This window comes from Streptomyces justiciae, assembly GCF_015163075.1.
GTDB lineage: Bacteria > Actinomycetota > Actinomycetes > Streptomycetales > Streptomycetaceae > Streptomyces > Streptomyces justiciae.
In genome coordinates, this window is sequence record NZ_JADDXU010000013.1 from 65,030 (window position 1) to 90,343 (window position 25,314).

Annotated in this window: 22 protein-coding genes and 1 pseudogene; 13 read left to right on the forward strand and 10 right to left on the reverse strand. The window is 70.0% G+C overall.

The features are described 5' to 3' along the window. Nucleotides 1–311: 311 nt before the first annotated feature. Both IQ210_RS31390 and IQ210_RS31395 read left to right on the forward strand, forming a co-directional pair. On the forward strand, nt 312–527 hold the full coding sequence (locus IQ210_RS31390; RefSeq protein ID WP_194082554.1) for a hypothetical protein: 216 nt from the start codon (nt 312–314) through the stop codon (nt 525–527). 85 nt (nt 528–612) lie between these two features. Next, the gene (locus IQ210_RS31395; protein ID WP_194082555.1) at nt 613–912 is read left to right on the forward strand and encodes a hypothetical protein; all 300 of its coding nucleotides are present in this window, start codon (nt 613–615) and stop codon (nt 910–912) included. 50 nt (nt 913–962) lie between these two features. On the opposite strand, the gene IQ210_RS31400 is transcribed toward IQ210_RS31395, so the two are convergent. Beyond that, nucleotides 963–1,481 carry a cupin domain-containing protein gene (locus IQ210_RS31400; RefSeq protein ID WP_194082556.1) on the reverse strand — a complete coding sequence of 173 codons (519 nt, stop codon included), beginning with the start codon at nt 1,479–1,481 and terminating at the stop codon, nt 963–965. 84 nt (nt 1,482–1,565) lie between these two features. Between IQ210_RS31400 and IQ210_RS31405 the strand changes: the two genes are divergently transcribed. The 6 genes and pseudogenes from IQ210_RS31405 to IQ210_RS48635 all read left to right on the forward strand — a co-directional run bounded on the left by IQ210_RS31405 (nt 1,566) and on the right by IQ210_RS48635 (nt 5,719). Next, the gene (locus IQ210_RS31405) at nt 1,566–2,174 is read left to right on the forward strand and encodes a TetR/AcrR family transcriptional regulator (protein ID WP_228048646.1); all 609 of its coding nucleotides are present in this window, start codon (nt 1,566–1,568) and stop codon (nt 2,172–2,174) included. A gap of 616 nt (nt 2,175–2,790) precedes the next feature. Beyond that, entirely contained in the window at nt 2,791–2,955 is a 165-nt protein-coding gene (locus IQ210_RS31410) for a hypothetical protein (RefSeq protein WP_194082727.1), read from the forward strand. Between the two features lie 114 nt (nt 2,956–3,069). Continuing rightward, a complete protein-coding gene (locus IQ210_RS31415; RefSeq protein WP_194082557.1) occupies nt 3,070–3,321 on the forward strand; it encodes a hypothetical protein in 252 nt (83 codons plus the stop codon). Further along, complete coding sequence (locus IQ210_RS31420; RefSeq protein ID WP_194082558.1) at nt 3,314–4,258, forward strand: hypothetical protein; 945 nt, start codon at nt 3,314–3,316, stop codon at nt 4,256–4,258. Before IQ210_RS31415 ends, IQ210_RS31420 begins: the two co-directional genes overlap by 8 nt. Next, nucleotides 4,245–4,574, forward strand: a complete 330-nt coding sequence (locus tag IQ210_RS31425; protein ID WP_228048647.1) for a hypothetical protein — start codon at nt 4,245–4,247, stop codon at nt 4,572–4,574. Before IQ210_RS31420 ends, IQ210_RS31425 begins: the two co-directional genes overlap by 14 nt. A 38-nt stretch (nt 4,575–4,612) precedes the next feature. Then, nucleotides 4,613–5,719, forward strand: a pseudogene (locus IQ210_RS48635) (cytochrome P450). A gap of 54 nt (nt 5,720–5,773) precedes the next feature. On the opposite strand, the gene IQ210_RS31435 reads toward IQ210_RS48635, so the two are convergent. Continuing rightward, the gene (locus tag IQ210_RS31435) at nt 5,774–6,604 is read right to left on the reverse strand and encodes a class I SAM-dependent methyltransferase (protein ID WP_194082559.1); all 831 of its coding nucleotides are present in this window, start codon (nt 6,602–6,604) and stop codon (nt 5,774–5,776) included. A gap of 60 nt (nt 6,605–6,664) precedes the next feature. Between IQ210_RS31435 and IQ210_RS31440 the strand changes: the two genes are divergently transcribed. The 3 genes from IQ210_RS31440 to IQ210_RS31450 all read left to right on the forward strand — a co-directional run bounded on the left by IQ210_RS31440 (nt 6,665) and on the right by IQ210_RS31450 (nt 8,857). Continuing rightward, a complete protein-coding gene (locus tag IQ210_RS31440) occupies nt 6,665–7,285 on the forward strand; it encodes a TetR/AcrR family transcriptional regulator (RefSeq protein ID WP_228048649.1) in 621 nt (206 codons plus the stop codon). After that, complete coding sequence (locus IQ210_RS31445) at nt 7,282–7,962, forward strand: DUF2461 family protein (RefSeq protein WP_265680443.1); 681 nt, start codon at nt 7,282–7,284, stop codon at nt 7,960–7,962. Before IQ210_RS31440 ends, IQ210_RS31445 begins: the two co-directional genes overlap by 4 nt. Before the next feature lie 76 nt (nt 7,963–8,038). After that, entirely contained in the window at nt 8,039–8,857 is an 819-nt protein-coding gene (locus IQ210_RS31450) for an SAM-dependent methyltransferase (protein WP_194082560.1), read from the forward strand. A gap of 692 nt (nt 8,858–9,549) precedes the next feature. On the opposite strand, the gene IQ210_RS31455 is transcribed toward IQ210_RS31450, so the two are convergent. From IQ210_RS31455 to IQ210_RS31470, 4 genes are all read right to left on the reverse strand, one after another. Further along, nucleotides 9,550–11,112 (reverse strand): mucoidy inhibitor MuiA family protein, encoded by a 1,563-nt coding sequence (locus tag IQ210_RS31455; protein WP_194082561.1) that lies wholly within the window; start codon nt 11,110–11,112, stop codon nt 9,550–9,552. A 6-nt stretch (nt 11,113–11,118) separates the two neighbouring features. Next, on the reverse strand, nt 11,119–13,191 hold the full coding sequence (locus tag IQ210_RS31460) for a DUF4139 domain-containing protein (RefSeq protein ID WP_194082562.1): 2,073 nt from the start codon (nt 13,189–13,191) through the stop codon (nt 11,119–11,121). Nucleotides 13,192–13,331: 140 nt separating this feature from the next. Further along, complete coding sequence (locus IQ210_RS31465) at nt 13,332–15,074, reverse strand: protein kinase domain-containing protein (RefSeq protein ID WP_228048651.1); 1,743 nt, start codon at nt 15,072–15,074, stop codon at nt 13,332–13,334. Nucleotides 15,075–15,231: 157 nt separating this feature from the next. After that, nucleotides 15,232–19,068 (reverse strand): nSTAND1 domain-containing NTPase, encoded by a 3,837-nt coding sequence (locus tag IQ210_RS31470; protein ID WP_194082563.1) that lies wholly within the window; start codon nt 19,066–19,068, stop codon nt 15,232–15,234. Nucleotides 19,069–19,258: 190 nt separating this feature from the next. Between IQ210_RS31470 and IQ210_RS31475 the strand changes: the two genes are divergently transcribed. After that, a complete protein-coding gene (locus tag IQ210_RS31475; protein WP_194082564.1) occupies nt 19,259–19,714 on the forward strand; it encodes a peptidase inhibitor family I36 protein in 456 nt (151 codons plus the stop codon). Nucleotides 19,715–20,055: 341 nt separating this feature from the next. Here the strand turns inward: IQ210_RS31475 and IQ210_RS31480 are convergent, their stop codons facing one another. The 3 genes from IQ210_RS31480 to IQ210_RS31490 form a co-directional block, all read right to left on the reverse strand. Further along, complete coding sequence (locus IQ210_RS31480) at nt 20,056–20,364, reverse strand: hypothetical protein (RefSeq protein ID WP_194082565.1); 309 nt, start codon at nt 20,362–20,364, stop codon at nt 20,056–20,058. A 345-nt stretch (nt 20,365–20,709) separates the two neighbouring features. After that, nucleotides 20,710–23,253: a DUF6185 family protein gene (locus IQ210_RS31485; RefSeq protein ID WP_194082566.1), complete on the reverse strand. Its 2,544-nt coding sequence runs from the start codon at nt 23,251–23,253 to the stop codon at nt 20,710–20,712. A gap of 164 nt (nt 23,254–23,417) precedes the next feature. Further along, entirely contained in the window at nt 23,418–23,591 is a 174-nt protein-coding gene (locus IQ210_RS31490; protein ID WP_194082567.1) for a hypothetical protein, read from the reverse strand. Nucleotides 23,592–24,098: 507 nt separating this feature from the next. Here IQ210_RS31490 and IQ210_RS31495 point away from each other — a divergent pair. After that, on the forward strand, nt 24,099–24,596 hold the full coding sequence (locus IQ210_RS31495; protein ID WP_256784960.1) for a hypothetical protein: 498 nt from the start codon (nt 24,099–24,101) through the stop codon (nt 24,594–24,596). Nucleotides 24,597–24,638: 42 nt separating this feature from the next. On the opposite strand, the gene IQ210_RS31500 is transcribed toward IQ210_RS31495, so the two are convergent. Further along, the gene (locus IQ210_RS31500; RefSeq protein WP_194082569.1) at nt 24,639–24,992 is read right to left on the reverse strand and encodes a hypothetical protein; all 354 of its coding nucleotides are present in this window, start codon (nt 24,990–24,992) and stop codon (nt 24,639–24,641) included. Nucleotides 24,993–25,314: the final 322 nt, after the last annotated feature.

Below are 25,314 nucleotides of genomic sequence, written 5' to 3' on the forward strand. Positions count from 1 at the left end.
CGAGCGGACTGGGTACCTTGGCGCTCACGGAACTGGTCCGCGTCTTTCCAGGTCGCGGCGACTCACTTCTTCTCCGTGCGGTTCTGGACGCCATTGGATGGCAGACCGAGCGCTATACAGACCTCACGGCTGCACCTGGTGCCTGATCCAGTTTGCGGCCAGCTCCGAGAAGTGGGCAGGCCGAAAGAGACGGCGCCACTCCAGGCGGTTCGGGGCATGGGCACCTCCCTGCAGTCCCGAGCACGCTCAAATTACGGGCCCGCAGGGGCGGCCCGGATGCGCGCGACGGAACCCGGCCTCACGCTGAGATCATGGCTACCGACCAGCCCGTCGTCATCTACCCGCCTGCGGAAGACGGTGGGCGGCGCGTTCGCATCGATGGGCACTTCGTCGGGATCGCTTATGGCCTGCTCGACGTCGTGGCTTTCGTGCAGGAGGCCGGCCTTCAGGGGTGGGATGAAATGGACGTGGTCCGGTCGTCGCTGATCGAATGGCGGGGCGCCGGCCCGGACGCGTGGGCGCACTGACGCGTGGGCTGCGATGACCACGTGCCATCGGCAGGCACCTCCTCGATCTTGCCGTAACGCATCGAATGGCCACGAGTCCGCCGCGGTGGTCGCCGACGTGGAGTACGTACGGCTCCCGACCGAGACCGCCGGGACTGTTGTGCCCGCCGGCCGGTTCCGTCGAGAACGCGTGCCGGGCGGCCGCCCTGATCACGCCGTCATCCAGCTGTGCCTCCCGGCCCGCAACGTGCTCTACGGCGCCACGATCGTCGGGGTGGGGTTGGACACCGTGGGCGAACGCGTCGCCCCGCCGTACGGCGCGCTGATCGAGCTCGCCCGCGACAGAGACGCCGGCCGCTCCGGCGGGTACGACACTGCCGATCGCATCCGCTCCTGGCGGATCTGATCTCCTCCTCATCCGCCTCGGACTGGTTGGCCGGGTGGGCCGGATCCCGGTCAGACGCCGGGCGGCGGCGTGAGGTCGAAGCGTGCGATGACGTCGGGCAGCCAGTCGGGCCTCCCGAACTCGAGCCCGTACTTGGCTGCGAGCACCGCCACCGCATCCTCGGTCGGCGGGCCCCCGTCGGCGAGCATGTCGGCTATCTCGCGGAAGCAGTGCTCGAATCCGGCCGGACTGATGATTTCGATCATGCGGGCCGGAACGGAGCCCGCGTTCCACATCGCGTGCAGCTCGCCACGCGGCTTCGTGATGTAGCCGCCAGGCCCCAGGACGGTTTCACGGTCGCCGGAACGGAAGCCGATCTCGCCCTCGGTGACGATCGAGTACTCGTCCTCCCGGGTGTGCAGGTGCGGGGGCACCAGCGCCCCGACCGGGAACGGGTGCTCGACGACCGAGACCGCGCCACCGGTGTCGGCACCCCACAGCTTGAAGGCGACCCCGATGGAACCGAGGAAGCCCTCGGCCCCCTCGCCTGGACGGACGATGGTGAGCAGCGGGGCCGGCGACTCTGTCATGGTGATCACTCCTCGGCGTATTTTGGGGATACGCTGGTGTTCTCCTAAAAAGAGTCTCCGCCGCGACTCCCGAGGCGTCAAGAATTGAGTGAACAGAAGCGTTCGTCGAAATCGCGCGGCTACGAGATGCGCAAACGCGCCGCGGATGTGGAGCGGACACGGCAGCGCATCGTCGAGGCCGCCGTGCATCTTCACGGCACCGCGGGCCCGGCATTGACGAGCATCTCGGCGATCGCCGAGCACGCCGGGGTCACCCGGTTGACCGTCTACCGGCATTTTCCGGATGAGACGGCGTTGTTCGAGGCGTGCTCGGGACACTGGCTGTCCCAGCAGAGGCCGCCTCGGCCCGAGGAGTGGGGCGCGATCGAGAACCCCCTGGAGAGGCTGACGGCCGGGCTCGCTGACATCTACCGCTTTTACCGGGCGGGCGAGCAGATGCTGACGCTGGGCATCCGCGACCAGCACGCCGTGCCCGAGCCGATCCGCGCGGCCTGGGAGGAGATGACCAGGCAGTACGTCGAGGTGCTGGCCAACGCCTGGCCGGAGGCCGACGACCCGGTCCGGCGGGCGGTCATCGGCCATGCCGCGGCATTCTCGACGTGGCGTTCCCTGTGCCGGGAACAAGGGCTCACAGACCGCGACGCAGTCGGGGTCATGGTCACGTTGGCGGAAGCGGTCGGCACGTCGTCCTGAAACCAGGGGACGCTCTGCGTGCGTTGCCTGATGTTTGAACAACCTTGGCACGGCTGCCAAGTGGTGTGTGAGGGTGCATCAGGGTCGTGGAGTGGTCGTGGGATTGCCGGTTCGATCGCGTGATGCGTGTAGCCGGAGGACGGCGGCGGGGTCGGGGTGGGCGCGTCGGGCGCGGGCCGTGTTGGCTCACCGGCGGCGCGCGTCCAGGGAGTCCTGAGTGACCACCGCGTCCCGCAGTTCCTCGTGGGCGACCGTCGCGATCAGCGGCTGGAACTCGGGGAATTCATCTGGCTGCGCCCCGACTTCGCGGGCGGTCGGGGTCAGCGCGTCGTGGTGGCGGAGGGCGGAGAAGAGGTGGGCCTGAGGTGCCGCCGGCGCGTTTCGCGGCGGGCCGGCGCCCGGCGCTGTTCTCGTGCTCAGTGCCGCGCGGGGGGCGCGCGCTCGCCATGGTGCCGGCTCCCGGCGAGCCGCATCGCAGGGCAAGAACCGGGCGAGTATTGATTGCCAACCTTTGGTCGATGGATTGCTTTACGTGTACAGCTGGCGGCGAAGAATAATCATTGGTCAGCTGATCATGCTGACAGCACCATTCGCTCGCGTACACGGAGGTGGTGAATTGACCAGCATTGTCATCGAAGAATCTCTGATGGTGGGGAGCCTTGAGGCTCCGGCGGTCACCCTGCTCGGATCTCTGGACGACGGGCAAGGGGCGAACGGGATCGTGCTCGACGGCGCGTCCCCGAAGCCGGTTCTGGCCATTATCTACAACGGCAACATGTAACGGTACTTGGCTTCGGCCAAGCCGTTTGTGCGGTTGGTGTCGGCGAATTTCGGCGATTGTCGGCACCAACCGCACGAGTCCCATGCTTCGTGTGGTCGAGAATTGAGGGCGAAAATGTCGAGACGAATATGGGTTGCCGAGGGCGTGGCGAGCGACGGGGACATATACGGTCGAGCCCTCCAACTGCCGGACATGGGTGCGCGGCATGGCGCTGCCTCGGACGGCGACGGAGCCGGTGTGCAGCGCAAGGCCGCGTCGGTTCTCAAGAGCAACCTGGGGGACATTCCTTCCTGCCCCTGCCTTGCCGCGCTGGTGTCCCAGGACCAGGACGCCGAGCCCCGCATGGCGGGAGTGGCCGATGCGTGACGGCCTGAAGGACAACATGCGGGCGATCTTCGGCGCCGACGACGTGGTTCTCCTCACGGACGATGCCCGCTTGTCGCACTGGCTGACAGAGAGCGGAGTGCGAGCCGCGACGTTCGGCGGCATGCTGTCCGGCCGCGACGCGCCGCCGCCGCAGGCCATCGTGGTGCCTCTGGACTACGGACGGCTCCCGTCCCGCCGCGCGCTGCGCGACATGCTCGCCGAGACCAGCGTGCTTTGGATGTCGCTGGCGTCCTTCTCGTCCGATTTCGAAGCGGCCAAGTACGCGATCGAAAAGTTTTCGGAAATCGATATTCCCCGCTCGGTGGCGATGAACCGCCGTGTCCTCACCAAACTCCTCCTCGCCCGGGAGGAGGTGACTCTCTCCGGGCCGGGTACGGAATTGAGACTCCGCCTCCCGGATGCTCTCCAGCTCGTCAGCCGCACTCGCCTGGAGCTGCTGCCCGATGAGCATTCCACGGTGGGGAACTACTTCGAAGTCGCCATGTCACCGACGGACCTGGCCGGCAACATCGACACCGACCTCTCGATATCGGGGACGCTTCGGATCGACTCGGTGCTCGTCGCGAAACACCGTGAACTCAAAGGCGTGCGTGCGGACCGGTTCGCCGCGGCGGCCGAAATCGCCGAGGAAATGAGGAAAGCCTGCCCGCTGTACGTGACGATTGTCGACAACAGGTTTGTCGGCGGCTTCGGCCCATGGGCGGAGGGAATCGATGCCACAAGCGGGCCGGAATACCAGGGAGCGGTGACCGAAGTCGCCCTCGGGACAGGCATGCTGCCCCCGGAAAGTCTGGACTGGAACCTGAACTGCCTGCTCAACGAGGGCGCCGCCGGCATCCATCTCGGAGTGGGAAACGGCCTGACCGGCATGCACCTCGACTTCATCTCCACGGAGGCACGTCTTGACATCGCATGACGGCGAGGGGGCGTCGTCCCCGTCCGAGGGGACGATCCGGCGCACCGACTCCCTCCACCTGCAAGAGGAATCCGACGGCAGCGCACGCGTCATCGACGATCGGACGTTCACCGCCGCCCACGTCAACAAAGCGGCCCGCATCATCCTGGAAGCCCTCAACGAGCCGCGCACACAGCGGGAACTGGCGACCATTCTGGCCGATGCGGCCGACTGCGGCGTCGACGAGGCGGTCGAGCCGGTCGCCCGACTCGTGGACGAGCTCACGGTTCTCGGCTGGATCGAGTCAAGCGGTGACAGGGCAAGGGAGTTGTCCTGATACAGGCTGGGCCCTGACCACCACGGAGACCGAGAAACATGCAGGACTCCTCCCTGCCGAAACCTCTGCCCACGGCGCGAACCCGCCCCTTCGACCCGCCCGCGGAACTTGCCCGGCTGAGGCAAGAGCAGCCGATCAGTCCGCTTCTCTATCCTGACGGCGCGCAAGGCTGGCTGGTGACAGGGCACGCGTTCGCCAGGACCGTGCTCAGCGATCCCCGGTTCAGCTCCCGGTGGGACATACGTCATTCCGCCACGCGCAGGATGCTCTCCGAGGAACCCGAGCCGGCCGAGCCCGGCCTGTTCATCGGCATGGACCCACCCCAGCACAGCCCTTACCGCAAGCTGGTGGGCAGCCAGTTCGGCGCGCGCAGGCTGAACCGGTTGCGGCCCCGCATCGAGGAGATCGTCGCGGACCGCCTGGACAAGATGGAACGGGTCGGGCCTCCCGTCGACCTGGTGTCGGAATTCGCCCTGCCGATCCCGTTGTCAGTGGTCTCGGAGCTGCTGGGCGTACCTGACAGCGAGCGAGCTGGTCGCCGCCAAACGGGCGGCGCCGACCGACGACATCCTCGGCGGCCTGGTCGCGCACTCGGACCTCGATGACGACGAGCTGACCGGTATCGGGTTCTTGCTGCTGCTCGCCGGATACGAGAGCACCGCGCACATGCTGGGCCTCGGCACGTTCGCTCTACTGCGGCACCCGGAACAACTGGCTGCCCTGCGGCAGAATCCGCACCTGATCGACACCGCGGTCGAGGAACTGCTGCGCTATCTGACCGTCGTTCAGTTCGGGCTGCACCGCACCGCACTGGAGGACGTCCAGCTGAACGGCCAGTTGATCAAGGCGGGACAGGCCGTCACGGTCTCGCTGACCGTTGCCAACCGAGACTCCCACCGATTCGACGACCCGGACCAGCTGGACCTCAGTCGAACGCCCGGCGGCCAAGTGGCGTTCGGCTACGGGTACACCAGTGCCTCGGTCAGCAACTGGCCAGGACGGAAATGCGCGTTGCGTTCCTCGCCTTGCTGCGCAGATTCCCCACCCTGCGCCTCGCGGTTCTCCCGCAGGACGTGCCCATGTGCGACGACCAGCAGCTTTACGGTGTGCGCCGTCTTCCAGTCACCTGGGATACGTCTGCCTGACCAAGGCCCCTGAGTGTTCGCCGGATATCCGGTTGCGCCCGACAGTTGCCGCGCTCAGCTGGTGTGGGAACGGGTCGAGGTGATCACGACAGAGGTGTAGGGCATGGTGGCGTGGCCGCCGAGTTTGTCGATCGCGGTTCCGGCGTTGTCCAGGACGTCGGCGATTTTGTCTGCGGGGAGTTGGGTGAGGCCGCCGAAGGTGGGGAGCTGGTCGAGCCACTCCTCTCGGGAGTAGGTGCGCTCCCAGGTGAAGTGCCACTGTTCCGGCTCGCTGAACTGGCCGGTCTGACGGATGCCGTCGGCGATTTTCGCGAACAGCGGCTGGTAGGCGTCCAGGGCTGACCCTTTCAGCAGGCCGGGGTTGAACGGGGAGTCGGGGGCGACTCGTTGGAGGGCTTCGGCGAGGGCGGCGATCAGCTCGGCCGGGAGCTGTGGGACGTGATGGAAGGGGGCGAGACGGCCGCCCGGCCGGAGCGCCTGGGCCGCCTTGGCCGCGCCGGCGACGGGGTCCACCCAGTGCCAGGCGGTGCCGGCGATGACCGCATCGAACTGCCGCCCAGCAGGCTGCCAGTCCTCGAACCTGGAGACCTCGACCTCGATACGGCTGCGACGTGCGAAGGCGGCCATCCGCTCGTCGGGCTCGACACCGAGCACGGTGCAGCCGGCCGCCTGGAACTGCCGGGCCTCGATGCCGGTCCCGGCTCCGACGTCGAGGACGTGCCGACCGGGGCTTGCCGCGACGATCCTGTCCACCAGGGCTTGGGGATAGGGCGGTCGGGCGCGGTCGTAGCGTTCGGGGTCCACGCCGAACGACTCGGCTGTCTGCCGGTGGCGGTGGGGCTCCGGTCCGGGCTTGTCAGGCTGTCCCTGCGCTAAAGTGGGCATGCGCCCACACTAATGGGCGGTTGCCCACTTGTTAAGGCGGGCGGCGCGGAAAGGGAGGCAATGCCGTCAGGGGTGCACATCCACAACGTGCGCGGCCAGTTGTTCGAAGCCGCGGAACGCGTCCTGCTCCGGGATGGGCCCGACGCGCTGACCAGCCGGGCGGTCACGGAGGAGGCGAACTGTGCCAAGGGCGTGCTGCACCGGCACTTCACCGACTTCGACGCCTTCCTGGCGGAACTGGTCCTCGACCGCGTCCACGGCATCGAGGAGCGGACCACGACTCTGTGCGCGGCCGCCGGGACCGGGAGCGTGGAGGACAACGTCGCCGAAGCGCTGCAGGACCTGTTCGGGCCCGTAACCGTGGCCATCGTCGCCCTCATCACCTTTCGCGACGGCCTCCGCGCCAGGCTGCGCGAGGCCGAGCTGCCCGGAATTCCACTGGCTGCGCAGGGCGCCGCCATGATCGCCGCATACCTCACCGCCGAGCGGGAGTTGGGGCGCCTGGCCCCTGACGCCGACATCGACACACTCGCCCCCGCCCTGGTCGGGGCCGGGCACCTGCTGTTCGCCGACCGGGCCAGTGCCCCGCCGCAGATGGCCGCTGTCCGGAAAATGGTGACCACCGTCGTCGCCGGCGTCCTGCGACCACCTCTGTCGCAGGTCGAGCCGCAGACCAGGTGACGGAGAAGAGGGCAGAGTTGATGGATATCCCGAGGCAGTTCGCCGGTTGGGACGAGTCAGCGTTCGACGTGTTGCTGCGTCTTGATGGCGAGCCGTCCCAGGAGGTGATGCGCGAGACCCGTAAGGATCGCGAACGCCTCGTGCGGCAACCGATGGTCGCGCTCCTGCATGACTTGGCATGGGAAGATCCCGCGTTCGAGGACCACTCTGTATGGCGGTACGGGAAGACCCCGTGGTGGTGGCAGAACCAGTCCGCCGTGGCACGCATCGCCCGGAACGTGGAGATCGGGCTGCGCTTCAATCTGGACGGCCTGCGAGTGCAGGGTGCGTGGTGGTACGCCGACTCCGACCAGATCAGCAGGTTCAGGGCGGCGGTTGCCGCCGAGGCAAGCGGCTCCGCATTGGACGATGTGGTGGCGGAACTACGTGACAAAGGTTTCGAGATCACCGGCGACCGGCTGAAGCGTGCGCCCCGCGAATACCCCACCGACCACCCTCGGGCGGCGCTGTTGCGCCACCGCTCGCTGCTCGCCGTGCGACACCTCGGCAGTGACGAATGGCTGCAGACGCCGGCGGTTGTCGACCGCGTGCTGGCTACGCACGAGGAACTCAGACCCCTGCTCACCTGGCTGACCGTCCACGTAGCTGCTTGCGTCCCACCAGCGACCTCGGATTAGCAGGAGGCGTTTTTTGGCCGACTGGAGGGCTCAACTCGGGGGTGCGCTGGCGGTGTTGTTGGGCAGAATGACCGCCATGACGTACCAAGGCTCCTCCATCGACCCGGCCAAGCCCAGCATCGCCCGTGTCTACGACTATCTGCTCGGCGGCAAGGACAACTACGCCGTGGACCGTGAGATCGGGGACGTGTTCAAGCGTGACCTGCCCGGATCGGTGGCCATCGCCTTTGCCAACCGCGCGGCTCTGACCCGGGCGGTCAGGGAGATCGCGAGGACCACCGGCATTCGGCAGTTCGTGGACCTGGGAAGCGGCCTGCCGACCGCGGACAACGTCCACCAGGTCGCGCAACGGCACGCTCCTGAGTCCCGAGTGGTCTACGTCGACATCGATCCCCAGGTGCTGGTGCATGGACGCGCGCTGCTGGAGGACAACGACCAGACCCGCGTCGTCGCGGTCGATGTGCGCAACCCCGAGGACATCCGTACGCACCCCGACACCGTCGAGATGATCGACTTCGATCGCCCGGTCGCTGTGATCTTCAGCGCCATCCTCCATCACGTCAACGACGACGAGGACCCGGCCGGCATCGTCCGCTACTGGCGCGACCAGGTTGTGCCGGGCAGCTACTTCTTCATCAGCCACTTCCGCTCCGGCAACAACCCGGAGACCGAGGAGGCCGAGGCGGTGCTGCAGCAGACGTTCGGCCGCGGCCGGTGGCGGACCGACGAGGAGATCGCCTCCCTGCTGGACGGTCTGGAGATCCTCGAACCAGGGATCGTCCCCGCGTCCCTGTGGCGTCCCGACGAGGACGACGACACCATGGACATCGGGCAGAGGCGAGAACTCACGGTCTGGGAACACCTCATTGCCGCCGGGCTGGCCCGGAAGGCGTGATCACCGAGTGACCTCTCATGGCCCCGGCCGGTGCCGGGTGGCTGCACCCCGAAGCCCAGGTTTGCTCACACTGGCTGCTGACCTGCCCGACGGTCACAGCGCTTCAGCTCGCGGGCGTTGGCCGGGCAGCCAACGCCCGCAGCGCGATCCCTTTCACCTCACCCCGGAACCTCCGCAGCTGCGGCATTCCACCCATTCGCACTCCGTCTTGTCCCGCAAGTGATTGCGACTCCAACTGGGAGTACGCCCCCTGCCTCTGCACGTACGGCATGCATCGTCAGCAATGGGACGAGTGCGGTCCCAAATCATCCACAAAACACCAATGGCGATGATGGCGACGCCGAATCCCTCCATATCTCATGGGTAGCCAGGAGCGCGCCCGTCGCCAAGCCGTCGAGCAACGGCGCTGGAGGCATTGGACAGGCGCGGCGGAGCGAACGTGGTTACGCATGTCACTACGGGGCGGCCGGCTCACTACGGGGCGGCCGGCGGCGGGCCGGCGACCGCGAAACTCTGGCAGCGATCGTCTTCGTGGCCACCTGGGTCTGCACGTGTGGTGCGAGGCATCCCGACCGTCGGTCCTGGCGGGGACCGCGTCGCCGACGCCCGCACGTACTAGGAGGACAGTCCAAGCACCCCACGCGGTTCGTCAGGCCGGTGGCAGAGCGCCTGAAGCGCACACTGCGCCCGCCTCAGAGCCCGGTCACCTTCCCGCTCGCCGAGATGTCGTAGACGAGGGTCAGTGTGCGGCGGCTGTTCGGTGGCAGGGTGATGTCCCAGCGGGCGATGCCCTCGGCGTCGATCGTGTCCGGAGCCGGGGAGCAGGCGTCCTTGTGTAGTCGTACCTCCACCGCCGACACCTCGGAGACCGGGATGCGTTCCCGTACGGTCACCACCTGCTCGCCCGCTTCACCCGGGGCGGAGAAGCGGGAGAGGTGGACGCGAACCGTGCGGGTGACGGTGGTGCGCTGGGACAGTGTGGAGGAGTCACGGGATTCCTCCACCTCGCGCAGCACCCGGTAGTCGTCGTGGCTGCCGAAGGCCAGCTCCAGGGGCGCGCCGGGAGCGGTGAAGCGCAGTGACCCACGGCCGCCGAAGCCGCCCGCCCCGACCAGGTCCACCGGGCCTGCCAACAGCGTGTGTCCCGCCGGGTTTTCGCAGCGCACGACGTGCGTCACGAGCGGGGACAGCTCGGGGGAGCAGGCGTACTCGCTGCGCGCCACCGCGCCGGCCGTGGACAGCGGGACGCGGTGGGCGCGGCCGTCGGCGGGGACGGAGACGGGGGTGGGGGAGCGCAGGACCTGGGTGCGGCCGCCGTCGTCCACGCCCGGCAGGCCGAGCACCGGGGTCGGGCCCAGCTCGGCGATCTCCTCCTCGCGCAGTTCGACGGCGACCGTGCGCCGCTCCGCGGGGGAGCGGTCGGTGAGCGTCAGCCGGTCCGGCGTGAGGCGCGGCGGTTCGGTGGCCAGCGCCGAGCGGGCCGTGGACAACGTCAGGCGTACGTCGGTCCAGTCCTCGCCGGTGCACTGCCAGACCATGGCGTCGGTCTCCAGGGTGAGGTGCTCTCCGTCGAGCACGGCCCGATAGGCGGGGCGCCACAGGGCACACGCGGTGAGGTGACTCAGCCGCAGCTGGGCCGGTCCCGCGGCGGTGGCCTCCAGGGTCAGCTCGACGTGGCCGACCAGTTCGGCCTGGCGCTGTTCCGACAGCTCGACGGCGTGCTCCGCCTGATGCAGCTCGGTGGCCAGGGCCTTCAGACGGGCCTCGACGGTACGCAAGTGCTCGCCGTGCGCGTCCCGTTCGTCGTCCACCCGGTCCAGTTCAGCCGTCCACCGTGCGGTGTCGGTCTCTCCGTGACCGGCCCCTTCGCCGATCTCCCGCAGCAGGTCGGCGGCGAGACGGGAGAGCAGGTCGAGGCGGGCGCGCAGCCGGTCGCGCTGCCGTTCGAGCGCCGAGCTTTCCTCCTTGACGGCGTGGACGCGCAGCCGCAGAGCGGAGTCGTCGGCGCCGGGCAGCGGCCCGCGCGGTGTCCAGGCGCGGACGATCCGGGCGTCGAGGACGGTTGCCTCACCCTCGGCGGCGGTCACTTCGGCGTGGAGGGTCGGGTCGACCGCCAAGGCGCTGAGCGGCCCGAGGCGCAGCCGCTGCACGCCGGCCTGGAGGTCGAGGGTGATGGATCGTTCGATCTGGGCCCGGTCCTCCAGGCAGGTGACGGCGGTGACGGGCAGCGGGATCGGGGCGAGGTCGGTGGACATGGTGTGTCAGCTCCTGCGGTTGCCGCCGACCAGGGCCTTCGCGGCCGGGATGCGGATCTCGTAGCCGCCGCTCCGGGTGGCGGTGCCTCCGGCGGGCAGGTCCACGCGCCACACGCGCGTGCCGGGGTCGGGATCGTCGGCGGAAGCGGTGTCCTCGGGGACGGTCCAGTCGGCCTGTTCCTCGATGCGGATGTCCGCCTCGGCAGCGGTCGGCACTTGCTCGCGCACTTCGACGGTGACGGGCTCGCCCAGGGTGTTGACCAGCTCCACATGGACGCCGTGGGCGAGGACGGTGACGTTGTTGCGCAACCCGGCCGTCGACTCCTTGAGGCTGGTGCGGCGGGTGACCCGGATGCTCTCGGCCGGCCCGAGGCCCATCCGCCGGGCTCCGCCCGGAGCGAGGGTGGGCAGCGCGGCGCTCACCACGAAGTCGTCGTCCACCCGGACCTCGACGGGACCGGCCAGGAGCGCTTGATCGGTGGCGTTCGACAGCACCAGAGCCGCGTACACCCGCTGCTCCACCGACGGCACACAGACGTACTCGGTCCGCAGACCGACCGGGATCCGGCCCACGGTGACGGTGTGCCAGGTGCCGTCCGAGGGAACGTCGGCGCGGGCGACGGCGTCGTAGCGGTGGTCGAAGGAACCCGCCGACGCACGGGGCCGCACGGCGTGTGCGGGCAGCGGCAGCGCGGCCACCGCCTCGGCCCGTCGACGGTGCTCCACGGCCACCGCGTCGAAGGACGGGGCGGGAAACAGCCTTCCCCTGCGGGCCGCCGGCTCCTCGGGGCCGCTGAGGACGAGCGCGGCGTAGTCGAGTTCGGCGCTGCTGGGTTGCGGCGGGCCGACCGGTGGGGCGGGTGGCGCCGGGGACGGGGCCATCACCCCCGAGGGCGCCGCAGACGCGGCTGCGGGGGCCGCCTGGGGTGCGGCGTGGAGTGCCGCCGCCCTCCTCGGCTGCGCCGCTTGCGCGGACGCGACCGGTGCCGGGAGGCCGCCAGGCGCTGCGGGCGCCGGGGGCATGCCGCCGTACGCCGGACGCGCGGGCGGGACGGGAACACCGGCCGGGGGTACGGGCGGCAGGGCGGCGCCGTACGTGTCTGGGGACCGGGTAACGGCGCCGACGTGGACCGGTGCGGAGGCCGGAGCCGGGCGGGGCCCCGCGGCGTCGTACGCCGTGAAGAGGTCGGCGAGCCCGGCGGGCGGTTCTCGCCAGCCGGACGGCTCGGGGGCGGGCTGGCGGCGGCCGATCCGCAGCGAGCGCAGTCGCGGCAGCTCCGCACCGCGCCCCAGGTCGGCGGTGGCCAGCGCGATCCGTACGCCGGTCCAGTCCTCACCGGTGCGCTGGGCCACGCCGGCCCGCAGCACGAGGGTGCCGCTGTCGTCGCCCTGACGGCAGGTCAGACGGTAGGCGGGCACCCACACGGCGCCCGGGACGCCGTACTCGATCTCCAGGCCCACCTCACCGGTACCGCTGTCGAGCGTCACGGCCGCGCAGACCGTGGTGACAACCCGCCCGGACGGTGCGGAGGTTGAAGCGCGCTCGCAGCGGTCCACGGCGACGGACAGGTCGTGCTCGAGGCGGCGCAGTTCCTCCGCGGACTCGGCGAGGCGCTCGTGCAGCCGCGTCAGCCGTTCGTCGACGAAGTCGCCTAGCGTCAACCACGCCTCGGCAGGGGTACGGCGGTGATGATCGGGATCATCACGCTTGCGCGGCGGCGGAACCGGACGCAGCTCGGTGATCTCCTTGATCCGGACCAGGAGCCGCTCGTGCCGCGCGCGGGCCGCGGCGCAGGCGTCCTCCAGCCGTTCCCTCTCCTGCCGCAGCCCGTCAGCGGAGTCGTCGTCGGCGGGCTCGGCCTCCACCTCGACGCGCACCGAGGTGACCCGTGCACCGGAGTCGCCCGTGACGCGGGCCCGCACGGAACCCGGGTCCACCGTGCGCGGCAGCCCCGTCACCAGCACTCGGCCGTCGGGCGGAACCGTTCCCCGCGCCAGTCGGCTGCACAGCGCGCCCTGCGCGTAGACCACCACCGCGTCCAGAGTCGACGCCCACCGCGGCACCCCTTCGGACTTCATGCACTCAGCCCCCGTCATGTCCGTGCGGGCGAAGCCTAACGTCCGTGCCGGTCCGGGATCTGCGCGATCCCGGGTTCGGGCGCGACGGTGTGGGTCCGGACCGGGATTCGCGACACCGACTCGGCGTTGACCGCAGGGTGTTACTCGGTGTCGCGCAGGGCGACCCAGGTGTCGTGTGCCACCACTCCGTCGGCATCCAGGCCCCGGTCACCCTGGAACGCCTCCACCGCGGCCTCTGTGCCGGTCCCGAACTCCCCGTCGACGCCCGTGCTCCCGACGCCGTACCCACGCTTGGTCAGCATGCACTGCACCTGCTGTACGCGTTTGCCGGAGTCACCGAGGCGGGTGCGTCCGCTGCCGGCGTAGTAGGTGCACTCGGAGAGCCACGGGGCGGTGCCGGTGGACGCGGTGGCGGAGGGGGAGTGGTTAGGGGAGGCCGTGGGAGCGGGGACGCCGTCGCTCGGGTCGGCTTCGGCGTCGTCTTCGGCGGAGCGCTGGGCCTCGGGCTGCGAAGTGGCCGTCTCCGCCCCGCCGTCGACGTCCTCGTCCACGGCGCCGTCGACGTCCGGGCGGGTCAGCCCGCTGGTGCCCGAGGGCACGGGGGCGGACGTACGGCCACCGGGCACCGTTGAGATGTCGCTGCCGGAGCGGGTGCCCGCTTCCGGAGCGTCGGCGGTCGCGGGCCGCTCGCCGGGGAGGCTCCAGTAGGCCGCGGCAGCCAGGACGCAGGCCGAGAGGGAGGCGGTGGCGACCCATAACGCCCTGCGGCCGCGCGGGGACGACGTCCTGGCCCGGTCCGACGGTGCTGTCTCCGGGCCGGGTTCGACCGGCACCGGTGGCGGAACAGGGCTGGCTGCTCGCGCGGGGAGGGACGCGGCGGGGGTGGCCGGCGAGCACAGGCGGGTCAGGTCCGCCACGGGCAGGCGGCGCAGTGTCTCGTACGCCTGTTGCCGGGCAAGCAGGTTGGCGCCCAGCGGTTCGGGCCAGGCGGCCGGTACCGTACGCGCTGCGGCGGCGTCGATCAGTTCCTGCGGGGTGGGCCGCTGTTCGGGCTCCTTGGCCAGGCAGGAGGTAAGCAAGCGGCCGAGGTCCGGGTCCGCCGCCGAGATCTCGCCGATCACCTCGGGATTGGCGTTCTCGTACGCCACCCGGTGCATGACGTCGACGCCGGTGCCGTCGCCGAACGGGGCGCGTCCGGTGGCCGCGTAGACCAGGGTCCCGGCCAGCGAGAACACATCGGACCGGATGTCGGAGCGGCCCTCTTTGAGGTGCTCGGGCGACATGTACGCGGGAGTGCCGACGCGATTGCCCGTACCGGTGATCGCACTGGCGTCGGCGGCCTTGGAGACCCCGAAGTCGATCACATGGGCGCCGTGGACGGACAGCAGCACGTTGGACGGCTTGAGGTCCCGGTGGACGATGCCTTCGGCGCTGAGCCCTGCCAGGGCCTGCCCGAGGTCGGCCACCAGCCGCCAGACGGAATCCGTCGTCAGGGGCGCGTCCTCGCGTACGGTCTCGGCCAGGTCGAAGCCGGGGATGTAGTCGGTCGCCATCCACAGCAGGTCGTCGTCGAAGCCGGTGCCGCACAACCGGGGCGCGTACGGCATGCGAAGGCGGGCGTGAACCGCGGCTTCCCGTTCGAAGCGGCGCCGGAACCTGGGGTCCTCCGCGTACTCCGGCCTGATCACTTTGACCGCGACCAGTCCGGGGTCGTCGTGCGCGGGGCGCGCCAGATAGACCCGTCCCATACCGCCGCTGCCGAGCAGCGCCACGGGCACCCAGGGGCCGACCCGTCGCGGGTCGCCGGGCCGCAGGGGCGAGGCACCGGTCCGCCGCAGCGCGGCACCCGCGTCGTCCGTCGGCTCCGGCCGCTGTCCCGACAAGAAATCCCCCGAAGTTGCTTTCGGCGTACGCCAGTTCGTATGTGGTGGAAGAGGAGGCTAACCCAGCCCGCCCGGGTGTTCAGCGAATCGACGACTTCGGTCCCACGGAGGCATCCGGTGCCCCGCAACGAGCGTGCAGGGGACGGTCCGTCGGGGGCTACGGGCAAGGAGGCCGGTAGGTGAGGTTCCCGAAGTACTGCTTCCATTCGGAACGGGTCATCGTGGGGTGACTGTCGCGGCACACCCGGGCGGCGACGCGTTCCGGGTCGGTCTCCCAGATCTGGGCGGTGCGGTCCGCGCCCGCGGTGACCAGGGTGTGGCCGTCGGGGGCGAAGGCCGCCGTGTAGACGTGCTTGCCGCCGCTGGTGAGGGTGGCCCGTGCGCGGGGGTGGGCCGGATCGGTGAGGTCCCACACGCGGGCGGTGCCGTCCGCGCCCGTCGTGGCCAGAGTGCGGCCGTCGGGGGTGAAGGCGGGGGAGTGGACGGCCCCGACATGGCCGACAAGGGTGGCCGCCCCGTGCAAGCGACCACCGGTGACGCGCCACAGGCGCACCGTGTCGCCGAAGTCCGTGGTGACCAAGGTCTTTCCGTCCGGGCTGAACGCCGCGGCATTGACCCCTTCCTCCAGAACCGGAGAGGTGTCCAGCAGATTCGGGCGGCGGGGGTCGGTGACGTCCCACAGCCGTACGGTGCCGTCCCAGCCCCCGGTGGCCAACGTGCGTCCGTCAGGGCTGAAGACGGCGGTGTTGGCACCGCCCGCGTGTCCGGTGAGGACCGTCAGTTCGCGGGGCGCGCGCGGATCAGCGACCTGCCACAGGCGTACGGTGCCGTCGCCGCCGGACGTGGCCAGGACCTGCCCGTCGGGGCGGAACGTCACCGTGTTCACGTGCGCGTCGTGCCCGGTCATGGTGGCCAGTTGCCGGGGGTGGCGGGGGTGGGTGACGTCCCACAGAATCCCGGTCCGGTCCCAGCTTCCGGTGGCCAGTGTGTGCCCGTCAGAGCTGAATGCGAGCCCGCACACGGTGTCCCGGTGCCCGGTGAGGGTGGCGAGTTTCCGCGGGCGTAGGGGATCGGTGACGTTCCACAGTCGTACGGTGCGGTCGTCGCCGGTCGTTGCCAGGGTGCGCCCGCCCGGGGTGAACGCCACGGCACACACGGTGTCGGTGTGGCTGACGGTGGAGACCAGGGGGAGGTCCCACAGCCGTACGGTCTGGTCGTCTCCCGCGCTGGCAAGGGTCCGGCCGTCGGGGCTGAACGCCACGGAGACGGCGGCGTCGGTGTGCCCGGTCAGCACCGCTTGCCGGACGGGGTGGCGCGGATCGCCGATGTCCCACACCCTCACCGTCTGGTCCATGCCCGCGCTGGCGACAGTGCGCCCGTCCGGGCTGATCGCGACGGAGCGCACGCCGTCCGCGTGCCCGGTCAACGTCGCCACCCGGGCCGGGTGTTCGGGCGCTGAGACGTCCCAGAGCCGTACGGTGCGATCCCAGCTCGCACTGGCGAGGGTCCGGCCGTCGGGGCTGAACGCCACCCAGTTCAGGGCGGCGGTATGGCCTTTGAGGGTGGCCACGGCGCGAGCGGGCGCCGATGAGCGGGCCAGGCTCCACAACCGCACGGTGTTGTCGAACACGGCCGTGGCGAGCGTGCGGCCGTCGGGGCTGAACGCGACGGAGACGACCGCGCGCTTGGCGTCCTTGCGGCCCGGGAGCGTGTCCCTCGTCCGGGGCCGACGGGGGTCGGTGAGGTCCCACAGCCGCACCGTCCCGTCGGTGCTCGCGGTGGCGAGCTTGTCGCCGTCGGGGCTGAACGCCACCGCGTTGACGTCGCGGTTGTGGCCGCGCAGGACGGCTGCCGGGCGGGGCCTGGCGGGGTTGGTGGTGTCCCACAGCCGGGCGGTGTCGTCCCAGCTCGCGGTGGCCAGGATGCGGCCGTCCGGGCTGAACGCGGCGTGGCTGACCTTCTCGGTGTGCCCGCTGAGGACGGCCAGTGTGCGTGGGCGGTGGGGGTCGGTGACGCTCCACAGGCGGGCGGTGTTGTCGTTGCTGCCGGTGACCAGGACGCGGCCGTCGGAGCGGTAGGCGACCGCGTTGACGTTGTCGGTGTGGCCGGTGAGCCGGGTCGCGTAGGGCGTGGCGAAGGTGCTGAGCAGGCTGCCACGGGCCTCGGTGGTGGGTGCCAGGTGGTAGGCGGCGAGGCTCAACTGGGCGGCCAGCGCGGGGTTGGTGGAGCGCACCGCGTCGGCCTGCTGTGCGACCTTCTGGGAGAGCGCGATGTTGCGCTGCCGGGTGGCGGAGTCCTGGGCGCGCAGCGCGTAGACGGTGGTGGCGCACGCGGTGAGGAAGAGCACGGCCAACAGTGCGGTGAGCCTGCGCAGGCGGCGGGTACCGCGCCGGGCGGCGGCTTGTTCATGTTCCGCGGCGGCCTGGCTCGCGTCGAGGAACGCCCGCTCCGTGACGGACAAGGACGTACGGTCGAGCGCGACGGCCATGGCCAGACGTGTGCCTCGGTACAGTGCGCCGGGATCGTGTCCCAGCGCTTCCCACGTGTGTGCCGCGTCGGTGAGTTGGCGCAGCGCCCGCATGGCCTCGCGGTCCTCGGTCAGCCATCCGTGCAGTCGGGGCCAGCAGCGGATCAGAGCCTCATGGGCGAGCTCGACCCGTTCGTGATCCAGCGTCAGCAGCCGCGCGACGGCCGCGCGTTCCAGTACGGCGGTGATGTCCTCGGTGTCGGCCGGTTCGGTGAGTTCCGCCAGTTCCTGGAGGCGCGCCGGCCGACGTGTGTCCTCGGTTCCGTCCCCCAGCGCGGTCAGTCGCACGAACGCCCGCTTGGCCAACTCCTGTTGTTGGATGTCGAGGTGTTGGTAGAACTCCTCCGCGGTGCGGGCCAGACTGCCTTCGAGGCCGCCCGCTGCCTCGAAGGCCTCGAGTGTCAGGGCGTTGCCTCGGCGTCGTCGCCACGTCTGCAGCAGTGCGTGCGACAGCAGGGGCAGCGTGCCGGCCTGGCCGTGGGCCTGCGCGGTGAGGGACGCCAACAGGGCGCTCTGGACGCTGAGTCCGGCCCGCTGCGCGGGACTGACCACGGCCCGGCGCAACTCGTCCAGGGTCATCGGCCCGACCGGCACCTGTGTGTCGCGCATCGCCGCCACCAACGGCGGATGATGGGTGCAGTGGGCGTAGAAGTCGGCGCGCACCCCGAGCACCACCCGGCACTGGCCGGAGGCCGCAGAGGCGGCCGTGACCAATGCCTCGATGAAACAGCGCCGTTCGCCGTCCTCCTGGCACAGGGTGAAGGTCTCCTCGAACTGGTCGACGACCAGCACGATGCCCTCGCCGCCTTCGCCGCGGGCGACGATCTGCCGTACCACCCGGTCCAGGTTGTCCGGATCCTGCCTGAACTCCGCGTACAGGCTCCCTGGTGTCAGGCCGGCCAGCGCACCGAGCCGCACCGCGCACTCCTCCAACGGCCGCGTCCCCGGCGTCAGCACCACGACCGTTGCCGCGGCCTGGAGACGTGGCACCAGACCCGCCCGCAGCAGTGACGACTTGCCCGAGCCCGACGCCCCGATCACCACCACGAACCGCTGCCGTTCCAGCCGCCCGGCCACCTCCTCCACCAACTGCTCGCGGCCGAAGAACCACTCCGCGTCCTCTTCCGTGAACGACCGCAGCCCCGCGTATGGGGAGGACGCCGCGGACCCTTCCGCCGGGCCGAGAGCTGCCTCCTGAGAACCGAGCCGGTCCGCCGCCGTCCGCCAACGCTGCTCCCATTCCTGGGCGTCCCCGTCACAGGCGCGCACGTACGCCAGCGTCACCGCAAGGGTCGGCAGCCGCTGCCCGGCCGCGGCGGAGGACAGCGTCGAGATCGAATAGTGGGCCCGTTCTGCCAGAATCCGGTACGGCGGACTGCCCGCCTTCCGCCGTAACTCCCGTAAGCCCGCGGCGAACTCGGGTAACGGACCGCCGTCCGCGTCGATCGGTCGCTCCTTGCGCGGCATCGCCGCACCTCCCCGTTGCTTCCCGGTCCCTCAGGACCCGGTCTGAAGCCGCGTCACATTTTTCACGAGTTGTTTGTCCGGCACCAGTGCCTCGAAAGCGAACAACGTGAAAGCGGCTACAACGGGAGCGGCCAATTCCCGGTCAGGCGCAATGGATTGCGGAGGTGCGCAGATGTCTGTCCTACGGAGAATGACGGCTCAGCTCGGAGCGATCACCATCGTTGTGGGTGCGGCCTTGGTCGCTGCCCCGTCCGCGCAGGCGGACACCGCGGCCACGACCGAAACCGAGCAACACGCGATACTCGGCGACGAGGCCCAACCGGCCGGCTGGGACCGCACGATCAGCGTCGGGCAAGGACGGGGCGCTTGTCCGGTGCACTACGTGTGCATCTGGACCGGGACGAACTTCACCGGCAGCGGCATCGGTTTCACCGGCAGCATCGCGCGTGGTGACGCCGTGTCGTGGTTCAACACCGTGTGGCAGGACCACGTGTACTCGGCGTTCAACAACACCCTCACCGTCCCGATCACTTTCTTCAACATCTACGGCAGTACGTGGACCCCCATCGGCAGTCTCAACCCTGGCACCTGGGTCGCCAGCGGCTGGGTGAACAGCGACAAGGCGGACGGGATGGGCTACGTGTAGGTCGGCGCACCTGGTCGTCCAAGCCGACGACCTGACGGTGGTCGGCTTGGACGACACCCTGCACAGCGATAGGCAGCCGGCGGGCTGGGGGAGGCCACGCCCTCAAGTCCGGCACTTACTCAAGGACCTGGTGAACATGGTCGGCGAACGACGGCGCGGCGAGATCGGCTTCTGCTCGCTGGACGAACGCCTGGACACCGCCACCCCCGGAGTGGTGTTCCACGGCTCCGCCGAGAGCGAGACGATGCCGCCCTACGGCACTACTTCGACCGGTGCCACCTACTGTCAACCAGGGCGCGCACCTGCAAGGTTCGTTGGCCCGGTCCGCGCGGTATCGGTGGCTAGCACTTCCCGAGCAGGACGGAGTGGTCGATGAACCAGGTCGGCCCCAGGTCGTGATCGCTGTGCGCTGCGGTGCACTGGTAGCTCTCACCACCGATGAAGTTGGTGGTGCGGATGTAGTCGCCGTCGTTGCTGCAGTTCCGCCAGAGGGCGCGGCCGTTGATGTTGTCGTTGTATCCGCACACCGCCGGCGCGCTCGCCGGACGGTCCGGGCCGGCAGGCGCGGCCGCCGCGACGCCGGCCGAGGCGGTGCCGCTCAGGGTCAGGGCGATGCCAGCCGCGAGGCCCACTATCCTCTTCTTGATCATCGAATCTCATTTCTCCCGCATGAGCGGGACGTCGGGTCGCATCGAGGACGCATGCGCCTGGCCGTGCGGGCCCGTGCGATGCGGTCGGATGCGGCGATCAGTCGGGACGGGCCGGCAGGACGGCGCCGTCCGTCCCAGGTGTAGTGGCTTGGGCGTTGTTCGTGTTCGGGCACCGGTGGCGAACAAACAACCCCTGAAAAAGGTTGCAGCCTGAGGGGGAGTCTCGATCCGTTGTTGATCCAGGCGCCGGCGGAGAAACCCAGGCAACGGACCGCTCTACGACCCGGCGTCTGGGCAGTGATGGGAAGCCTCGGACGTTCTCGGCGGTCAGGTTTTCCGGGGACGTCACTTGCCGCCGGCGGGTGGTGTCGCCGCGGGCTCGGCGAAGAACTGCCAGATCGTGATCACGGCGATGATCTGACCGATCACGTAGGCGACCTGCAACGAGTAGTAGCGCATCTGGTAGATGGACAGCAGCAGCCCCAGGCGGCTCTGCCAGTACCGGCGTTCACCTCGGAACGTGTCGAGGTCCAGCGCGATGCCGGTGACGGTGAGGACGAGCAGCATCGTCGCGGCGTGCAGCGCGAGGTTGGCGGCGCCTTCCCGGGTGAACCAGCCGAACAGCGCGTCCAGCGCAACCGGAACAGCGAAGGCGAGCGCGACCGGAATCGCCTTGACCGCGCCGCGCCGCCCGGGCAGGACACGCCACAGCGCCCCCAGAAAGAACCCGCCGCCGACCCAGGTGGCCATCCAGTAGAGGATGGCGAGCACCATGCTGGGCAGGCCGAACAGGTCCAGCAGGGTGTCTCGCCAGGCCCCTCCGCGGACGAAGCCTGCCCAGATGCTGAGGAGTGTCGCGAGCAGGCTGGGGATCAGCGCGCAGCGGGCCCCGCGTACGCCGTTGTCCCACCAGCTGTCCCGCGGCCCCAGTGCCAGTGCCGCGTCGACCACGGACACATGGGCGGGAAGGCGGTCGCGAAACGGCAGGGGGCCGCCGGCCGGCCAGTCGTGCAGGTTGTCCAACTCGTCTTCCAGCGACTGTCGTTGAGGTGGTTCGTCGCCGAACAATCCCTGGTCGAGGCGGCGCAGCGCCGCGTGCGTCTCCCGGTAGATCCGTGAGTCCTTCATCAGTTTGCGGCGGGTGGCGGTGCCGGCGGCCGCCGCGAGGGGCCACTGGGAGCGCTCGAAGCGCTGCTCCAGGACGGCGAATTCCCGGCAGGGGGCCACCGCCGCGTACAGGGCGAGCATGTAGACGGGAGTCCACAGGAATTCGGCGAGTGAGTTCGCGAGATGGTCGCCGCTGACGGACACCGCGATGGGAAAGAACGCGAGGAACAACAGGCGGTCCGCCGGATCGTCCAGGGGTGAGTGCTTCGAGGCGTGCTTGGTGCGCAGGACGGCGAGCATGGCGATGCCGGTGAGAATCCAGGCGTAGCCGAGGAGCCATTCCTGTCCGTCGGAGGCGGACCGCATCGCCTCCCAGAGGAAGTCCTCGCGATGCCGGTATCCGTACAGGGGGTCGCCGCGGTCGCTGAGCCAGGACGCACGCTGCCAGTTGCGTTCCTCGATGAAGGCGTAGCAGAGGGCCACAGCCACGGTCCATGCGACTACGGCGGGTACCACTATCCGCAGTCTCAGCTCGCGGTCCGCCGGTGGTGCGCCGCGCGCAACAGGTCGGCGGCTCTTCGGTATGAGTTTGCCGTCGGCGGCGAGCCGCCAGGCCACGGCGAGGAATCCGAGGACCGTCACCGCCAGCAGACAGCACGAGGCCGTCGTCTCGGCGGCGAGCGCGAGATCCGAGGTCATCGGCCGACCGTCGTGGCGGAGGTGGAAGGTCTGCGGCCGGGCCATGATCACCGCGGGCGGAAGCATCAACAGGCCACCAGCGATCCAGACGCGCCGGGGCGGCTTCGCGAAGGCGAGCAGCAGGGCGGAGGCGGCCAGCGCAAAGACGTGCCCCCGCAACAGCGCATCCTCGAACCACCATTCGCTGCGGCGGCTCTCGTCGTACCAGCGGATCAGATCGTCGGTGTACGTCAGTACGAAGAGTGCGACGGCGACGACGGCCCAGTGGGCGAGGTTGTCCAGGACCAGGTCAGGCCTTCGGTGGCGCCGGCCGTAGCGAGCCACCGCCCACAGGAGCAGGGCGGACGTCGCCGCCGTCCACAGCAGCCCGCCGACCCAGCCAAGGCCCTGCGCAGTCAGACGCTCGTTCTGCGCGGCCCATGAGCGCTGCCAGGACGGCCTGACGACCACGACCATGGCTGGAGCCGAACGCGCCCCCGACACACGGTTTTCCGGACGCCACACCAGTCGGGAACCGTCCTCCTCGGCCGCCGGCCACGGCTGCGCGCTCTCGATCCCGGGCGCACCTGGATCGACCGTGATCTTGTCCCACTGGGCGCCGCCCAGCGCGGGCGGCGGCCGGAGCGTGAGGGACCAGGTGTTGGTTCCGGCCCGCAGCCGCCAGATCCCGACGTCGAGGTCCTTGTCGAACTGGCTGACCCAGGAGTGCGCCTCGTAGACCACATGGACCCGGCCGTCCTTCTCCGCCGTGACCTCGGGCAGCCCGGGACGCCACTCCCACCAGCGCGGCGGCTCCTGCCAGCCCGTCGCCTGGCGAGTGAGGCAAGCCATCGCGGTGGTGTATCCGGGACTGTGCCCACTGAGCAGCAGCGCCTCCGCGAAGACCCAGTCGCCGGGCACGTCGACGGTGAGCTTGGTGACGACTTTGGTGAACGTACGGTCGTCATGGAGGAGTTCGACACTGGTGGAGACCCGGGCATCGGTGAGGCCTGCACTGACGCACGCGGGATCCGGAACGTCCGAGGCCCGCGCGGAGGCGGAGAAGAGCAGAACCCCCACGACCGCTGCCACAATCCCTGCCAACGCCCGGCTCTTCGACAAGCCTGCCCCCCGACCGACTCATGAAGCTGTGATGCCGGTCATGTTGCCCACGAGCTCACACCACGACTCCCCCCGCACGAAACGCGCCATGCCGATGGCACCGTGCGCCCCCGCCACCTCGCCCTGCGCGACACCGGGCGATCTGGTCACCGCTCGCGGTCGAACCAGGCCGTTGACTCGGGCAGGAACAACAGCACGACCACGGGCACCCCGAGCAGGATCCGCACCGCCGCTTCGAGGAACGGCCCGGCCGACTCCGCCTCGCCCAGGCGAGTGACGGTCGGCAGCACCATGAGCGCCATCAGCACGACGGTCGTCATCCGCACCCCGCCACGTGCGCTTCCGTCGTACGTGAGGCAGAGCGCTGTACGGCTCGCAGTGGTGCGGGCATCACGGGTTCACGCACGTCGGACATCGGCACCATCCCCCCAGCTGATTACGTATCGCCATCTTCTCTGTAGTGGATCTGTCCGGTGCCGTAGTCCAGGCGTCGTGCCGTCTCCACCAGTGATTCGAGAGGGTCCTTCGTGAAAGGCCGCCACGGTGCGGAGGGTCTGTTGCGACGCGCCTGTCGGCGGCGCCGGATCCACGACACGACGTTCTTCATGGGTGTGCACGATCGACTGGCACGTAGGGAACATCTGTTGCGTCTGCGAACACTCGGGAGGTATTCGCCATGGTGCGCCACCCCTTCCGGTCCATAGAAATATCTACCAGCATGTAAAGAGCCTGGTCGGCCGCCCTGGCAGTGGGAGGAATGAGCGGTCCCGCTTCGCGCGGGCCAACGGATCCCGGAGGACACCTTGCGCTCAGGGACGAAGCAGGCTGTGGAATGGCTAGCCGCCGCCGCGAGCGACCCGCGGATATGCAAGCGGCAGTGGCACGACGAGGGCGGGGTCGCCGTACTGGCTTGCGGGCGGTTCTGGGACGTTTTGAGTGTGCCGGAGGACCTGGGTGTGCCGGCCTTGGACGCGCTGCTGTGTATCCCGCAACCGCCCGGGCCCGCGCTGGCGGACGCCGCCGCCCGTCGGGTGGCCTTCTTCCTGCCGCCGGATCCGCAGGGCCGCTGGATCGGCTCGGGCATCCGCTACGCAGGCCGAGGCGCGTGGATCGCCGTGCCCGCACCACACCGGGTGGCCGGACGGCTGCGCTGGCTGGTCCCACCTGACGGCACCGGTTCGCTGTTCGTTCCGGCAGCCGTGGAACTGGCCCTGCAGCTGGCGCTCGGCCGGCGCGCCACCCACGGTGATCCGAAGCGGCGCTGCCCGATGTGCGGGGCACCCAGGGCACGGCCCCTCCAGCGCGGCACCGACGGCACGGGCTGACCCCTCGCGTGCGAGAGGAGAGAAAGGGGAGCGGGGGTGGGGTCAACGCACCGGCACCAGCGCGGCCTTGCTCACCGAGGGCGGGTCGATACGAGGTTCTCGCCGGCCCTGTCCCTGGGGGGTGACGTACCGGGACCCTCGTGTCACCGAGGGGGCATCGGAGGCGAGGTCGGTCCACTGCGCGTCCGGCGCGCCGGGCACGGTCCGGCCGCGGGCCTGCCACTCCGCGACCAGGCGGGCGTAGATGGGCGGGTCCGGTCGCCGTAGCGGGCTCGGCGCGCCGAAGGACGTCGGCCGGTCGTCCCGCTCCAGGAAGAGCGGCCCGGTGGTGACGGTGCAATCCATGGCGAGGCCAACGCGCCGGGGCACGCCGGTGGCACGCCCGGAGAGGGGCATGGCCTCTATCGGGGGAGCTGCCGTCCCTCTTTCGGGGCCATGGGGTTATCTGACGTACTACGCGACCTGGAACCTCGGTGCGAACACGCTCGGCCAGTTCGGCACCTTCCTGTGGACCGCGCTCGCCGACGGAGAGGTCGCCCGGTTCTCCCAGCTGCCCCTCCTCGGACTACCGGCCGGCTTCCTCTCCGGCCTGGTGTTCATGCGGGTCGTCGACCGGCCCGCCCGGCATGCCTGGTTCGGCGTCGGCAGCGCTCTCATCGTCCTCGCCTGGGCGCTTCCCGTGCTGCTCGGCCCCAGCCGGTTCACCCTGGTCGCCGTC